The organism is Pseudomonas sp. H3(2019) (genome assembly GCF_007713465.1).
Lineage (GTDB): Bacteria > Pseudomonadota > Gammaproteobacteria > Pseudomonadales > Pseudomonadaceae > Aquipseudomonas.
Map to the genome: position 1 here is coordinate 352610 of NZ_VMSG01000002.1, position 15440 is coordinate 368049.

At 59.0% G+C, this 15440-nt stretch carries 15 protein-coding genes; 8 read left to right on the forward strand and 7 right to left on the reverse strand.

The genetic code is table 11. The features are described from left to right. Positions 1 to 52 precede the first annotated feature (52 nt). From wecB to FPT12_RS03815, 5 genes are all read left to right on the forward strand, one after another. Positions 53 to 1204, forward strand: a complete 1152-nt coding sequence (gene wecB / locus FPT12_RS03795) for a non-hydrolyzing UDP-N-acetylglucosamine 2-epimerase (protein ID WP_145014706.1) — start codon at positions 53 to 55, stop codon at positions 1202 to 1204. After that, positions 1201 to 3375: a cyclic di-3',5'-guanylate-activated glycosyltransferase NrfB gene (nrfB, locus tag FPT12_RS03800; RefSeq protein WP_145014707.1), complete on the forward strand. Its 2175-nt coding sequence runs from the start codon at positions 1201 to 1203 to the stop codon at positions 3373 to 3375. The genes wecB and nrfB overlap by 4 nt, the downstream gene beginning before the upstream one ends. Continuing rightward, positions 3372 to 6533 carry a phage receptor gene (locus tag FPT12_RS03805; protein ID WP_145014708.1) on the forward strand — a complete coding sequence of 1054 codons (3162 nt, stop codon included), beginning with the start codon at positions 3372 to 3374 and terminating at the stop codon, positions 6531 to 6533. The genes nrfB and FPT12_RS03805 overlap by 4 nt, the downstream gene beginning before the upstream one ends. Continuing rightward, positions 6533 to 7402 (forward strand): DUF4434 family protein, encoded by an 870-nt coding sequence (locus FPT12_RS03810; RefSeq protein WP_145014709.1) that lies wholly within the window; start codon positions 6533 to 6535, stop codon positions 7400 to 7402. The genes FPT12_RS03805 and FPT12_RS03810 overlap by 1 nt, the downstream gene beginning before the upstream one ends. A 121-nt stretch (positions 7403 to 7523) precedes the next feature. Further along, entirely contained in the window at positions 7524 to 9548 is a 2025-nt protein-coding gene (locus tag FPT12_RS03815; RefSeq protein ID WP_145014710.1) for a hypothetical protein, read from the forward strand. Positions 9549 to 9618: 70 nt separating this feature from the next. Here the strand turns inward: FPT12_RS03815 and FPT12_RS03820 are convergent, their stop codons facing one another. From FPT12_RS03820 to FPT12_RS03835, 4 genes are all read right to left on the reverse strand, one after another. Then, positions 9619 to 10056, reverse strand: coding sequence for a DUF3995 domain-containing protein (locus FPT12_RS03820; protein WP_145014711.1), 438 nt, complete (start codon positions 10054 to 10056; stop codon positions 9619 to 9621). Between the two features lie 139 nt (positions 10057 to 10195). Then, positions 10196 to 11209, reverse strand: coding sequence for an ABC transporter substrate-binding protein (locus FPT12_RS03825; protein WP_145014712.1), 1014 nt, complete (start codon positions 11207 to 11209; stop codon positions 10196 to 10198). A 119-nt stretch (positions 11210 to 11328) separates the two neighbouring features. Beyond that, a complete protein-coding gene (locus FPT12_RS03830; RefSeq protein WP_123583364.1) occupies positions 11329 to 11532 on the reverse strand; it encodes a hypothetical protein in 204 nt (67 codons plus the stop codon). Then, positions 11533 to 12003: a hypothetical protein gene (locus tag FPT12_RS03835; RefSeq protein WP_371922481.1), complete on the reverse strand. Its 471-nt coding sequence runs from the start codon at positions 12001 to 12003 to the stop codon at positions 11533 to 11535. On the opposite strand from FPT12_RS03835, the gene FPT12_RS27585 reads away from it, so the two are divergent. The 3 genes from FPT12_RS27585 to FPT12_RS03845 all read left to right on the forward strand — a co-directional run bounded on the left by FPT12_RS27585 (position 11977) and on the right by FPT12_RS03845 (position 12996). Continuing rightward, positions 11977 to 12141 carry a hypothetical protein gene (locus tag FPT12_RS27585; protein WP_019691004.1) on the forward strand — a complete coding sequence of 55 codons (165 nt, stop codon included), beginning with the start codon at positions 11977 to 11979 and terminating at the stop codon, positions 12139 to 12141. The genes FPT12_RS03835 and FPT12_RS27585 overlap by 27 nt on opposite strands. A 273-nt stretch (positions 12142 to 12414) precedes the next feature. Then, complete coding sequence (locus FPT12_RS03840) at positions 12415 to 12606, forward strand: hypothetical protein (RefSeq protein WP_145014713.1); 192 nt, start codon at positions 12415 to 12417, stop codon at positions 12604 to 12606. Positions 12607 to 12765: 159 nt separating this feature from the next. Then, complete coding sequence (locus FPT12_RS03845; RefSeq protein WP_145014714.1) at positions 12766 to 12996, forward strand: hypothetical protein; 231 nt, start codon at positions 12766 to 12768, stop codon at positions 12994 to 12996. A 129-nt stretch (positions 12997 to 13125) separates the two neighbouring features. Here FPT12_RS03845 and FPT12_RS03850 read toward each other — a convergent pair whose 3' ends face one another. The 3 genes from FPT12_RS03850 to FPT12_RS03860 form a co-directional block, all read right to left on the reverse strand. Continuing rightward, entirely contained in the window at positions 13126 to 13704 is a 579-nt protein-coding gene (locus FPT12_RS03850; protein ID WP_145014715.1) for a hypothetical protein, read from the reverse strand. After that, positions 13697 to 14308 carry a hypothetical protein gene (locus tag FPT12_RS03855; protein WP_371922486.1) on the reverse strand — a complete coding sequence of 204 codons (612 nt, stop codon included), beginning with the start codon at positions 14306 to 14308 and terminating at the stop codon, positions 13697 to 13699. Before FPT12_RS03855 ends, FPT12_RS03850 begins: the two co-directional genes overlap by 8 nt. 495 nt (positions 14309 to 14803) lie before the next feature. After that, positions 14804 to 15208, reverse strand: coding sequence for a TraR/DksA C4-type zinc finger protein (locus FPT12_RS03860; protein WP_019691009.1), 405 nt, complete (start codon positions 15206 to 15208; stop codon positions 14804 to 14806). Positions 15209 to 15440: the final 232 nt, after the last annotated feature.

Here is a 15440-nt window from a genome sequence, read left to right on the forward strand (position 1 = left end):
AGCGTTCGCTCAAACCGCGAGGCTCGAGCAACGTATCGGTTCGGGAGGGGCAATGTCGTTCAAAGTCATGATGGTTTTCGGTACTCGGCCGGAGGCCATCAAGATGGCCCCGCTGGCCAGAGTTCTGCGTCAGTGGCCTGGTATCGAGCTGAACATCTGTTCCACTGGCCAGCACCTGGAGATGCTCAAACAAGTGCTCGACTCGTTCGAGTTGACGGTCGATGAAAACTTGCAAGTGATGACCCAGGGCCAGTCTCTCAACGGCTTGTCCCAGCAACTGCTGATGAACCTGGATAAAAGTTATGAACGCCTGCATCCAGACATCGTGCTGGTACACGGCGATACCACCACCAGCTTCATCGCCGCCCTCGCCGCCTTTTATCGTCACTTGCCAATCGGCCACGTCGAGGCAGGTCTGCGCACCGGCAACCTGCGCGCACCGTGGCCGGAAGAAGCCAACCGACGCCTGACCGGGGTGATTGCCGACCTGCACTTTTCACCGACCCGTAACGCCCAGGACAACCTGCTGCGTGAAGGTGTGCCGCTGGAAAGCATCGAGATCACCGGTAACACAGTGATCGATGCACTGTTGTGGATGCGTACCCATCAGCAGGAAATCCACTGGCACCCCGCCGCCGGCTCCCCGCTGGCAATGCTCGACGACAATCGGCGCATAGTGCTGATCACCGGCCACCGTCGGGAAAACTTCGGCGAAGGCTTTCGCAATATCTGCCAGGCCCTGGCTGACCTGGCCCTGCGCTATCCCGATGTCCAGTTCGTCTACCCGGTGCATCTGAATCCGCGGGTGCAAAACGCCGTGTATGACATGCTTTCGGACAAGCCGAACATCTATCTGATCGCGCCCCAGAACTATCAGCATTTCGTCTGGCTGATGGGCCGGGCACACATCATCCTGACCGACTCCGGTGGCATCCAGGAGGAAGCCCCCGCCATTGGTAAACCGTTGCTGGTGTTGCGCGATGTAACCGAGCGGCCATCGGTGCTCGAAGGTGGCACCGTGTTGCTGGTGGGTACCGACACCACGAAGATCGTCAAAGAAGCCAGCCAGCTACTCGATGACGAGGCCACCTACAAACGCATGAGCCGCATCCACAGCCCTTATGGTGATGGGCACGCCAGTGAACGTATCGCCAAACGTCTCTGCACCTGGTTGAGCGCGCACTCGGCGAGTAGCCCGTTATGAGCCTGGCGTTTGTCGATTTCTTTGCATACGTACTGTTTGGCCTGAAATACCTTGCGATCACCCTGGCCTTGTTGATGTTCGTGCTGGGGCTGGATGACCTGTTCATCGACCTGATGTACTGGAGCCGCAAGTTGATCCGGCGCTGGCGGATCTACGAAAAGTTCAAGCGTGCCGATGAACAGCGACTCTATGAGATCCCCGAGAAACCCCTGGCGATCATGGTTCCGGCGTGGAACGAAGTCGGCGTGGTCGGTGAAATGGCCCGGCTCGCGGCCTCGACCCTCGACTACGAGAACTACCAGATCTTCGTCGGCACCTACCCCAACGACGCCGAGACCCAGGCCGACGTCGATGCCGTATGCCGGCACTATCCCAACGTACACAAAGTGGTCTGCGCCCGCCCCGGCCCGACCAGCAAAGCCGACTGTCTGAACAACATCATCGACGCGATTTTGCGCTTTGAAAGCGAAGCCAAAATCGAATTCGCCGGGTTCATCCTGCACGACGCCGAAGACGTGATTTCGCCGATGGAGTTGCGCCTCTTCAACTACCTGCTGCCGAGCAAGGACCTGATCCAGATTCCGGTCTACCCTTACGCGCCGGAGTGGAACGGTTTCACCGCCGGGCACTATGTCGATGAATTCGCCGAGAACCACGGCAAGGACGTCATCGTGCGCGAGGCGCTGACCGGACAGGTGCCAAGCGCCGGCGTCGGCACCTGTTTCAGCCGCAAGGCGATCAGCGCCCTGCTGGAGGACGGTGATGGCATCGCCTTCGACGTGCAGAGCCTGACCGAAGACTACGACATCGGTTTCCGCCTCAAGCAAAAAGGCATGAAGTGCATCTTCGCCCGCTACTCGGTCACCGACCCGAAACTGGCGCTGGAGCAGAAGTGGGTCGTGGGTATGAACCGCGCGTTCTCCCAGGTCATTTGCGTACGCGAACACTTTCCGCGCGATTTGCAGCACGCGATCCGGCAGAAATCGCGCTGGATTGTCGGCATCGTGTTCCAGGGCACCAAAAACCTCGGCTGGAGCCCCCAAGGCTTGCTGAACTATTTCCTCTGGCGCGACCGTCGAGGACTCATCGCCTATCTGCTGAGTTTTATGGTCAACCTGCTGTTTCTGGTGCTGCTGGCAATGTGGCTGGTCACCCTGATTTCACCGGACGCCTGGCGCTTCCCGTCGATTCTCTCGGACAGTGTCCTGCTTTCAGCGCTGCTTTGGCTCAACGGCCTGATGCTGCTCAACCGTCTGTTCCAGCGCGCCTGGTTCGTCACCCGTTTCTACGGTCTGGGTCAGGGCTTGCTGTCGGCGCCACGGATGATGTGGAGCAACTTCGTGAATTTCTTCGCCAACCTGCGCGCCCTGCGCCAGGTCATGGCGATGGGCGACTCGCGCCGCGTGGCCTGGGACAAGACTACCCACGAGTTCCCGGCACTGGCCAAGGCCCAACGCACACCGCTGGGCCATCGACTGGTAGAAAAAGGCCTGCTGACCGAGGAGCAACTGGAAGCGGCGATCACCAACCCGGTGCGTCGTCGCCTCGGTCATGAACTGCTGCTGCGCGAGCACATCAACAGCACCCAACTGGTCGAAACCCTGGCCGAGCAACTGGATCTGGAGTGGGCGCCACTCAATCCGTTCAAGCTCGACAAACAGCTGATCGACCGTGTGCCACGCAAAGTCGCCACCCACTACGGCGTGTTGCCGGTCGCAGAAGAAGGCACAACCCTGGTGCTGGCCTCCGAAGGTCCGGTCAGTCAGGTTTCGCTGGGGGCCATCAGCCGTCAATTGAAACGCCCGGTTCGCTGCCGCCTGGCACCGCAGGGCCGAGTCACGCTGGGTATTCGCTACTGGTACCCCAGCGCGCTGCAAAACGAGGATGTCCGTCACATGCTGCAAATGCTTGAGCGTCATCAGGATGATGAAGCCCTGCTGGAGCGCGTAGGCCATCACCAGGTATTGCTCGGCAACCTGCTGCAAGTGCGTGGCATGGTCCCGACAACACTGTTCAATCAGGCGCTGATCGACTTCGATGCCGAGCGCATGTCGCTGGGCGATCACCTGATCGAACGCGGCATGATCACCCCGGAGATTCTGCAACAGGCACTGGCCGAGCAATCGACGGAACAACAAGCAGCTTTCCGCATTGCCCGGGAGGTCGCATGAGGCCGGGTACTTGTCAGCAACTGGTGCTCGCCAGCCTGTTGCTTGGCCTGAGCGCTGCCAGTTGGGTTGACGCGGCGCCGCTGAGCGATTTCGAGCAGTTCCGCAGTTTCCCGTACATGGACCGCAGCTACCGCGAAGCGAAAAAAGGTAACTGGAGTGAAGTCGAACGGCTGATGCGCCACCTGCTGACGGAGGTGCCCAACAACGAAGAAACCCGTGCAATGCTGGTCGAGTCCCTGGCCAAACAGCATCGATACAAGGACGCGGTGCAGGCCCTGCCAGATACCCCAGGCAACAGTGACACCCTGCTCGAACTGCGCCTGACCTGGATCGAACAGGATCCGCCCTCGGCCGGGGAAGTCGAAAGCTGGATCGCCAACAGCCCTGCGAATCAGCGGGTCCGTCTTTGGCAGGCCTACAGTTTGAGCTTGGCCAAACAGAGCGGCGCGGCCCGTGCCTATGACTGGCTTGCCCACCTGCCCATCCAGGGCGACGACAATGTCCTGCACCTGGCTCGTGCCAACTGGGCCGAGCAATTGCGTAACTGGGACGGTGTCATCCAGGAGTTGGCACCTCTGGCCGCGCGCAAACAACTGGACGCCGAAGATTGGCAACGACTGGCCAACGCCTATGTGCAACGTCTCGAAGAACAGCCTTTGGAAGATCTGTTGCAACAGGCGCCAACCCCGGAAGCGGCACGCAAGGTGCGGCTGGCGATGGTCGACCGAGCGGTTGCCATGGGCCATCTCCAACAGGCTCAACGCTGGATGCAATCACTGCCGGCCGGCGACCTTGCCGACCCGGCCCAGCGCCAACGACTGTGGGAACTGGCACGGCAAACCGGCGACACGCAGGCCGTGCAACGCTTGAGCGGCGAGTTGCAGCGCCCGTGCCTGGAAACCGCAGAATGGCTGTCGCCTCGCGACCCGCACGCCGCGCTTGCCCAATTACGTGGTTGCTCGCCCAGCGCTGATCCACAGACCTGGCTGGTTCTCGCACAACGCCTTCAGGCCACCGAACTGCTGCAAAACCAGCGTCTGCCCGAACCCTGGGACAGTAAACGCCGCGAACGCTTGCTCGATATCTGGCAGCAACAGGGCCAGAGCGACAAAGTCATGGCCTGGCTCGCCAGCCAACCGCAAACCGCCGATGTGCTGAAACGCCGTGCCGAACTGCTTCAGGCGCTGGGCCGGAACGGCGAAGCGGCCACCCTGTGGGAACGGCATTACCAGCAGACCGGCAATCTTGACTCACTCAATCAAGCCACCTACCTGGCGCTCAACAATGGCCAGCGTGATCATGCGCAGCAATTGCTGGAAGACGCCTTTGACCGCCACGACGCACGTTTGCCGGCGGCCATGTTGCAACGTCTGGCCGGGCTCTATGGCTCGTCGTCGACGACAACCCCCGCTCAGCAAAAACGCATGGCCTTGCTGTTGAATCGGGTCGACGCCGCGACGCGCGGCCAATTGCTCGGACAACTGGCAGAGAACGGTCAGTGCGACGCGGTACGTCAGGCTATCGGTGCACAACCCAAAGAAGCCGGAGAATTCCGCGCCCTGGGTCGCTGCACTTTGCCCAACCTGCCAGGTGAGGCGGCGGTCTATTACCAGAACGCGGAGAAACTCGGTGATCGCGGCAGTCGCTTACCGCTGGCCTACGCCCTGGAGGCCGCTGGCGACTCCGCCGGCGCCTTGCGTATCTGGCGCAGCGTGCCGGACAGCCAGCTCACCGAGAACGCCCGTCTCACTGCCAGCCGCAGCGCATTGACCGTCGGCGACACCGACGACGCTGAACGCTATTGGCAGCAAAGCCACACTCGCGGCAGCAACGAATGGGCCCTCGGCGCGGCCATCGCCCAAGCCCGGGGCAATAACGTACTGGCCCTTGAGCGTCAACGTCAGGCGTTGCAGCAATCCCCTGACGCCGGGCACTTTTATGGCGCTTCGGTGACCGCGCAAAAGGCCGAAGATTTGCCGCAAAGCACGGTATGGCTGGCCGAAGCGGTACACCGCGACCCGAATAACCCACGCTACAGCGCCGACTACGGCATGCGCCTGGCCGGGGCCGAAACCCGCCAAGAGCGCGCCAGCGCGATCCCCTACCTGCAAACCGCCACCCACAACTTCCCCGAGGACTATAACCTCGGCGAGACCCTGGCCTGGCGCTACGACGAAGTCGAAGACAGCGCCTCGGCGCGCAAAGAGCTACGCCGGGTCATCGATCTGGAGCAAAATCCGGTGGGCGACGACAGCGACAGCCTCGAAGCGCGCCGTTATCGCCAACGTCGCGCCCATGAAACCCTGTCCAGACGCGACAGCGTGACCCTCGCCAGCACCTGGTCGCCGGCCGGGGTTTCGACCAACGACATCCTGCGCCCCGACAACACCCAAGGCACTGCCCGTCACGCCGCCTCGCAAAATGTGCAGGTCGCCATGTGGGACCATGCCCTGGGTGATGAGCCCAGCCGCGCCGGCAGCACACTGTCGGTGTATGGCCGGGCATTGCTGGGCGGCACTGGCCGCTCCAGTTACGCAGAATCCGTCGGCACGGGCCTGGGCCTGCGCTACAAACCCTGGGGTACGGCGAACATCAACTTCTACGCCGAGGTCTACAAACAGAACACCTTCGACGATCAGAACAAGCAAGGCCTGAATCTGGGTGAGTTTCTCAACCCGAATCAGCTCTGGGACCAGCTCAACGACCACCGTAAAGACGGCCACACCAGCACCGATTATTTACTGCGCACCACCGCCTCGTTCCTCGATCAAGGCCGCTTCCGCAACGACTGGCGCATCGATGAAAGCGACTGGGAGGAACGTTTTCTCTACCTCGATGCGGCATGGTGGACCAAGGCCGGTGACCATCAATGGCTGTCGCGCTTCCAGCAAGGGCACGCCTGGAAGCTACCGTTCAACAGCGCGCAAACCCTCATGCCGTATGGCTTCCTCGAGTTTGCCAGTCAGGACCCGAACAACGACTGGCGCCAGGACCTGCGCACCGGTCTCGGCCTGCGTTGGCAATGGTGGTTCGACGACGACACTTACAACGCCTACCGCGCGCACCTGACCGTGCGCACCGAGTATCAGCAATCGCTGGGCGGCAATTTGTATGAAGGTGGCAATGGCGTGCTGCTGGGCGTGGAGTTGAACTTCTGATGAGTCGACTGATGCTTGTTCTCTGCTTGCTCATGCTGGGTAGCCAACAGCTCTGCGCTGATGAGCGGATTTTCTATCAACCGTTGAATGTCGACGCCAGCCTGAGTCAGGCGCAATGGCAACAGGTCTGGCAAGCCAGCGCCGAACAAGGCGCGACCACCGTCATCGTGCAGTGGACGGCGTACGGTGACTCGGCCTTTGGCGGAGCCAGCGGCTGGCTCGCCAACAGTCTGCGCCTGGCTCAGGCGCTGGGCTTGAAACTGGTGCTCGGGCTGTCCATGGACCCGGCGTATTACCAGCGTATCGACCAGCTCGACAGCGCCGGGCTGGCATCCTACTGGCAAGCGCAACTTGGGCAGTCACTGGCCCAGCAGCAAAAACTGCGCAAGGACTGGAAATTGCCCGTCAGCGGCTGGTACTTGCCGCTGGAACTGGATGACGCGCACTTCACCGCTGTCGACAGGCGCGAGCAACTGCAACGGCAACTCCAGAGCTTCGCCCGCCAACTCGACGCGCCGCTGCACATCAGCGCCTTCAGTGCCGGCAAACTCGCGCCGCAGGTCAATGCAGACTGGCTGGGCGAGCTGGCCAGCAACGGGATTCAGGTCTGGTGGCAGGACGGCGTCGGCACGGGACGCTTGCCGCCGGTGGTGCGCAACAGTTACGCCAGCGCACTGCCCTGCTCGGTCGGTATCGTGCGTGAAGCATTCCGTCAGCTCAGCGCCGAAGGCCAGCCGTTCCGCGCTGAACCGGCAACCCCGGACGCCACCTCGAATGGCTGCCATCCGACAGCCGTATTCGACTTGCGCTACCGTCCGTGGGGACGGGTGATTCTGGACAATCAACGTAAATACCAGGCAGGCGATTAATGGATGGCTGCACAGTAACAGCGTGATAGCTAACTGGCATTCCCGCGAAGTTCAACAATACTTCGACGCGAACGGATTTCGCTGTCCACCTGCAAATGTGGACTCAAGGAGCAACCGCCTCATGGACGTACCTGGCCTTCTGCGCGCCACCCTGATTGGCAATCTGCTACTGGCCGGACTTCCCGTTGCCCAGGCCCACACCCTGGGCCACGGCGCGACCGAGAACCTGAAAAGCTTTGCTCCCGCACCACCCGACATGCCGTATCTGGAGGTGCTGCATCAGTGCGTCAGCCAGCAGGACACCGACAACGCTCACCTGCTCTCAGGACTCGGTGGCACACGCTATCCACTGGTCAGTCTCAAAGACGCCGATCAGGTCGAAGCCTTCTACAGCCAGGGCATCGCCTTGCAATACGGCTTCAATTTTTCCGAGGCTATTCGAGCGCTCTACCAGGCCAGCCGTTTCGATGAAGGCGCGGCAATGCCCTATTGGGGCATCGCGCTGTCGGCCAACTCCAACATCAACAGCGACGCCACCACTGACTGTGATCGACTGGCCTACCGCTCGGCACAAATAGCCCTGGACAACGCCACAACTCGCCTCAAGGACCCAGTCGCCAAAGAGCGCTTCAGCGAACGGCAATTGCAGCGCGAAGTCGATTACGCCAAGGCGTTCCTGACGCTCTACAGCGAGAAGGACGGTAAGCTCAGCCTGCCCGACGAAGGCAAGCGGCGCTACGCCGACGCGATGAAATCCTTGTCGGAAAACTATTTCGACGACCTTGACGCCGCCACGCTGTATGCCGACGCCCTGCTCAACCTCAGTCCCTGGAAATGGTGGGAGGGCGATGAAGCGGTGTCCGATGAAGTCAAACCCACTTCCGCCGCCTACGAGGCACTACAAGTGCTCAACCGGGTGCTGGTGCAGGACAAACTGCACACCGGCGCCAACCACTTCTATATCCATGCCATTGAAGAATCGCCATTCCCCGCCAGCGGCCTGCCCATGGCCGAGCGCTTTCGCGACCAGAACCCGGCGATCGGTCACCTGGTGCACATGGCTTCACACATCTACCAGCGCACCGGCAACAATGCCCTGGCCAGCGTCGCCAACTACACGGCGGTATCGGTCGACCGCGCCTACACCCATCAGGTTGACCTGCAAAGCCCGTACCCGCTGCACTACCTGGGGCACAACATTCACTTCCTGACCTGGACGTTATCCATCGAAGGGCGCCAGAACGAAGCGCTGAACATGGCCGAAGAGTTGGTGGAAAACACCACCCGCTACGCCGCTCTGGATTTCCTCTGCAAGCAGTACCCCCAGGAGATCGCCACCAAGTCCGACTACTTCTACGCTGTGCCCTATTACTTCGCCGTGCGCTTCGAAGACTGGGATGCCCTGAAACGGATCGAACCGAAAATAAAGGCCGGCCTGGAAACCATCAATCAAACCTGCACGGCGGCGACCAAAAACAGCCCTGCCCCGTGGAAACCGTTGACCGCGCCTTACACTCAGGTCATGGCGGCTTACGCCAGCGCCTATCAAAAACTGAGCGCCGACGGCCTCGACGGCAACGCTGCTCGTGATGCCTTCAACGGTTATTGGCAGGCTGTCAACGCAGCCTTGAGCGCGAATCCGGACTTGAGGTATGGCAGTAATAAAGCCGTGGAGCTGTTGCGCATTGCCAACCTGATCCTGCTTAACAAAGCTCAGGGCAGCAGCCATGGAACACTCGATATCGCGGCACTCAGAGGCGCCAGCACAGAGGTGTTCGGCAAGGATCAAAAACAGGGGTTAAGCGCCGACCTCCGAGCCCTCGAGGGTGACAACAATGCGCAGATCATCGCGGCCTGGCGCAAGGCTGTGCAAATCCAGGATGCGCTCAACTACAACGAGCCGCCGGACTGGTATTACACATTGCGCGAGTCGTTGGGTTATGCGTTGCTGGCCCAGGGGCAATACGTCCAAGCCGAGCGGGTGTTCCGTGAAGACCTGGCGGGCAATCGCCTCAGTGGCCGCTCACTCAATGGCCTGAAAGTCAGCCTGGAGAAACAGCCGGACAAAACCGTACCGGCACTCCTGAACGAGCAACTGCAAACCGCCTGGAGCAATGCGACCGTCAGCCCGGGGCCCAAAAACTGATGGTTTACGCGACCTGTGCAAGAGCTGCCGAAGGCTGCGATCCTGACGCTTTTGGTAGTGAAAAAAGAACTCACCCCCACGCCACAGACAACAACCCCACCCCCAGTACCACACACAACGGTGAATAGGCCCAGGTGTCGAGGCGCGCGAACTTCGACCCGGCCTTTTCCTTGAAAAAACCGACCAGGTTCGAATCACCAATCGCGCGGGCAAACATCAGCAAGGCAATTGCGCTGATCAGCCATTGCAGCGACCAGTGCCCGACTGCCGGCACAAACAGGCCGACCCTCAGGCACACCATCAAGGCTATCAGCAGCAACCCGACGGCTACCGCCAGGGTTCCCAGTGCAGAAGGTTTGAAAGCCGGCCGCAGCCCTTCCTCTGCACCGTCTTGTACCTGTGGCACCACGGCGTCACTGGCCCAACGGCCGCCGAGCGCCCAATAAAGATGAATCAGGCTGATCAGCACAAACGCGACGACGATCCATTGAGCAAGCACAAACGTCATGAGCGGGGTTCCGGGAATCGATGGCAGAAGGAACAGCCTAGACCAGAGTTTTTGTCAGTGCGTTGTTCCACGGCAATGTTGCAGTCACGCCGCATGGAATTCGCCTGAACCCTGACCGCTCATTAATCGATTCGCTGTACTACAGACCGGCAGACACCTTGTCTGCGACATCCTTGGACAGCCACACCCGCCAGACTTCCGGGTGCGCCTTCATGAAGGCCTCGGCAGCCTGGCGCGGCGCTGTGTGATTCTCGCTGATTTCGGCCAGGGCCTTGTTCAGAGGCCCGATAGGCAGATCAACCTTGCTGAAAAACGCAGTCACCTGCGGATACTGTTTCTGAAACGGTGCAGACACCCCAATCGACAGTTTCGAGGGCAGCGAACGTGTTGGTTTCGGATCGGGATTATCGGCATCGGTCAGGGTTTTCCAGGCCTCGGCATCGAACGGAGGCTCTTCCAGCTGAATCAGCTTGAAGCGCCCGAGCAACGGGGTTGGCGACCAGTAATAAAACAGCACCGGTTTGCCACGGCGAATGGACGAGGTGATCTCTGCGTCCAGCGCCGCGCCGGAACCGCTGCGAAAGTTCACATAGCTGTCCGTCAGGCCATAGGCCTTGAGCTTCTGCTTGTTGACCACTTCCGAGGTCCAGCCGATCGGGCTATTGAGAAAACGGCCTTTGCCGGGGCTTTCCGGATCGCTGAAGACATCCTTGTAGCGCGGCAGGTCCGACACGCTGCGCAAGTCCGGCGCCAATGGCTTGATACCTTTGGCCGGATCGCCCTTGATCACGTATTCCGGCACCCACCAGCCTTCGGTTGCGCCTTTGACCGTATCGCCGATACTCGCCACCTTGCCTTCAGCCTCGGCCTTGACCCAGACCGGACTGCGACCGGCCCACTCTTCGCCAATGACCTGAATGTCATTGTTGGCCAGCGCGGTTTCCAGGGTGATGGTGGTGCCCGGCAAGGTATCGGTCGGCAGGCCGTAACCCTTCTCGACAATGATCCGCAAAATGTCGGTGATCAGACTGCCGCTTTCCCAGTTCAGATCAGCGAAGTGGATCGGCACCGGGGCGGCCGTTACGGTCACGGGCGACACCAACAGACCAACAGTGGTTAGCAGACTTCCCAGCAGCAGTCGAAAACCTTTCATGCATTACACCTCGTGCTGTTCACAGCCATGGCAGGACGGCTTTGCGCACAAAGGCCGCGCACCTGCGAATACTCAGTCAACTGACTGTAGTAGAGGTTTGTGCGTTCGAGGTCCAACGATCAACTTTCAGAAGAGTCCTGCAAGTGCTGCAACTCCCTTCGCACCATGCTGGCGTATTCCGCCGGACGCAAGGTGTAGATCTGTGATGCCACCCAGCTTAGCCAGGCGCCTTGCAGAACAGCCTTTTGAGCGAACAGGCGCTGGGCTTGTGCACGAGCACTGTCGAGGTTTTGCTCATGGAAGTCGGCCCGGGACAGGCTCATTTATTCGCTGGCCTTGAACGTCGTGAGTTCGCCCTTGCGCCACTTGGCAGCTTTGCCGGTCACCGCTTTCAAGGTTTTGGTCAGGCCTTCCTGCAGCTGTTGGTGAGCGGCAAACACCGTCACTACGCTATGGCCTTCCTTGAACAGAATGGCATGGCCATCTGCCGTGGTCACGAACGCGTAATCACCGAGGCCGTAGACCGTCAGTTTGATCTCGCGAAACTTGATTTCGAATTTGCCACCTTCGCGACTCGGCAATACCGCCGCGCGGAAATGATCGCCGACTTTGAGCTCCAGGCGAGGCTTGTCGTCCACCACCAGTGCCGACTCGGTGTCGATCTCGGCAACGTAAATACCTTCAGGGGTCTGCTCGGTGATGTAAACGAAACGTGATTGAAACTGCTTGACCAGCTTTGCGCGCAGATCACCCAGCACGAACAAAGCATGCATATCGAGATTACTTACTGCCAAGGAAACATCCCCACATCTGAAAATGACGCTACCCGCAGAAAAAACAGGCAGCAGAAAAACGGTCATACCGAAAATGTCGCAACAATGACCCAAGCTGAAATCGTGAAGCGAGCAGAAAGCTCCTTCATCGCAGGGTAGGAAAAGACTACTGGAATGCCCATCCTCCCGTCTTCCCTGGCGGTCGTCAGATGCTGAAGGAAATCGCCCTCCTAACGGCCAGAGAATACTGGACTATCTACTTTAGGGAGAAAACTCCTTAAAAAAAGCACTTTTCTGACATATCGCCAGAAAAAAATTGCTTTAGATAAGCATGAACCTCCAACCCGTGGAGGCGATTCTAGAGCAGCCATGCGCCCCTAGACTACCTAAAGCGACGTGTATCCGTCGGCAAACCATAGAAAAGGAATTCATATGAGCACGCTGACCCTCCCTGCCCAGCACACCAACACCCCGACCTATAGCCCTCACCTGCGTTATCAGGTGGTTCTGGCGGGTAATCGTTTTTTCCATATCAAAGAAACCGCTACAGGTCGTGTAAGAGGTTTCCGTGGTGACCACAACGAAGCCTGCGCCCTCGCCAGAAACCTCGAAACCCGCTTCTGACACCCCGGATTGTGTTTGCCTGCGCTGTCGTTTCGTCACACCGATGACTTAACTGCGCCACCGGCAAGCAACAACTGCCATACTGCCCGGCCATTGAAACTCAGCCCCTTCGGCGGACCGAGTTGAATACAACAAAATAATTTCCAAGGGAAGGCGCACGTGACGGAATTTGATATCGGCGAATTTTTTATTTGGGGCGAAGCCAGAGACGTCGACGGCGAATTCCAGGCGGTCATTGTCATGCGCGCCAAGCCGCCGCTGGCTTCCGTGACTTACCACCAGGTCGAGAAAGACCGCTGGTTCAAGACCAAAGACGTTGCCGCAGCGGCGGCCATGGAATCTGCCAAGGCGCTGAAGCTTGCCGTTGATGAGGGCGCGCTGAAGGCGTGATCAACAGGTTGCGAGATATGGGCGGGCACTCTTGAACGAGCGCCTCGATTATGGAACTGAATCTGCAAATACATCTGGCGTGCTCCGCGCTTGCGCTGACCGAGCACGCGTTTCTCCATCAATGCCCGATCAAATCAACTTGCGCTTGACTGCCTCGTCCAGTGTGCTCTGAGTCAGGTGCTTGAGTACTCCGTCTCCGCGCTCATTGAACGGTATACCGACGACCAACAGGAGCTGCATCCAGGTACGGGTGCTTTCCTGCTTCACGATTTTGCCGAGCACTTTACCGTCCGAATCCTTGAACACTGTTTCCAGGGTAAAGGTATTGCTGAACGTCGTGGGAATCACAAAGAGCGTAAATCCAGTCAAAAAGGCACTGGCCACATTGCCCTGTTCGTTGTTGGTCAAGTTAGCGGTGATGTACAGATTGGAGTCGACTTTCTGGGTCGTCACGCTCTGGAACTGACCGGACTCCTTGAACGTCTCCAGCAAACTCTTTTCCACCAGGATCTGATTGACAGCCGAACCCGACAGCTCACCGTTGAACTGCGATTGCGTGGTCACGTGCAGATAGGCATTGGGTTTTTCCTGCCGGGCTTGCACTGGCGGCCATTGTTCAAGGGGTGGCAAGTTGTGCTGGGAGTAGGAGATGCAACCCGTCAGTGTGCTGCTCGCCAACAGCAGTAAGGTCAGGAGAAACTTATTCATGAGCAGCCAGATCCCTGGATGGATTACGCAGTTGAGGGGTCGCACTGGCGAGCAACTGAGCGATGAGATCGCGCAATTGAGCCGCGCCCAGGCGAGTGTTCATATAGTCGGGATTCCATAGGCCGACGTTCTTGTCGAGCTTCACCTGCTCAACCGATTTGGCCAGTTGCTTGCCATTTCGATCTTCGATCACCAATTCACCGGCCAGATCATACTTGTCGACATAAATCGGCCCGTTCGCCCAGATCCAGATGGTTAACGTCAACACAGACCCCGGAATATAAGCCGGGTGCATGGTGCGTTTTCCGGCCAGTGACGTCAGGTTGAACTTGAGAATGACGTCGTCTTCACCGGCCTTGACCGGAAACACCACGGTCTTTTTGAAGTAGTCACTTCTCTCGACATACGCACTGATCTGCTCGGTCAGATGTTTACTGCCCGCCGCGCGGACGTTGTCATTGAGTGCTGGCGCAGAAATCACCACATCGCCGATCTCGGCGCCGCGATCCAGTGTCGTTGTCGCCTTGCTGACGGGTTCGCCAATCGGCCCCAGGGGCGTAAACGACACACAGCCTGTCAGCGACAAGCCAAATACAACGGTCATTGCATAGAAAATGCGCTTCACTGCTTATATTCCTTTGCGGCTCTAGATAAGGTCAGGCACGTCAAAGGCTTGCAGGCAGGAGCCGCAAAAGCGGCACGTAACGATCCTCGCCGGGCACATCAGGGAGCGTTCAGGCGAGTCAGTTTGAGGAAAGAAAGCTGCAGGACATACAGGCGAAAAGCATGCATGACGGGAAACGGCTTACATCCATATATTCATGACAAACAGGACAACTCAATGACGCCAAAAACGCGACGGCAGATTAAGGGCTGAACGAAGGATTGGCAATAGCCTATCGCCATCACCGATGGCAAATGAGCCACCCGAGACAGGGGTGAGGGGTTTCGGTTTTGTCATTGAAGACTGCGTTTGCTCCCACCGAAACGCAAAGATCGCAGCCTGCGGCAGCTCCTTGGTATATGCAATACCGCAAGGAGCTGCCGCAGGCTGCGATCTTTCAGGGCCGGCCAAGGGTGAGTTGGCCGTCACACAGAATCAGGCCTGACGCTGGTGCTTGTCGATTTGCTCGTGACGCTCTTGAGCTTCGATGCAGTACTTGGTGGTCGGGCTGATCAGCAGGCGTTTCAGGCCGATCGGCTCGCCGCTGTCGTCGCACCAGCCGAAGGTGTCGTCGCCGATACGTTCCAGCGCTCTTTCCAGCTGAGGCAGCATGCGCTGATCGCGATCAATGGCGTTGACCAGCCAGGTGCGCTCTTCTTCGACCGAAGCCGCGTCAGCCGGGTCAGCCGGGGTATCCAGGCTCTCAATGGCGATGCGGTTCTGTTCGATGCGCTCGTGGGTTTCCACTTTCATGGCTTGCAACAGCTCGGTGAAAAAAGCCTGTTGCTCGGCATTCATGTAGTCATCCGCCGGCATGGCCAGCAACTTTTCCTTTGTCATTGATTTCTCTATAAAAAATACGTGCATTAAGGCGAATCAGGGAGCTTTCCGGTCGACCTGCAAGGCCTCGGAAAGGCGCCGTACATTCCAAGCGCCACCCGGCACTCAATTTACGAGGGGCGGCAGTCTAAGGCCGACTTGCAACCTCAGCAACTGAAAAGACAGGGAATTTGTCCGACACAGCCCTTAAATTGCTCTATGGCAAGCTTTGAGGCGGTCATCGGAGTGCGTT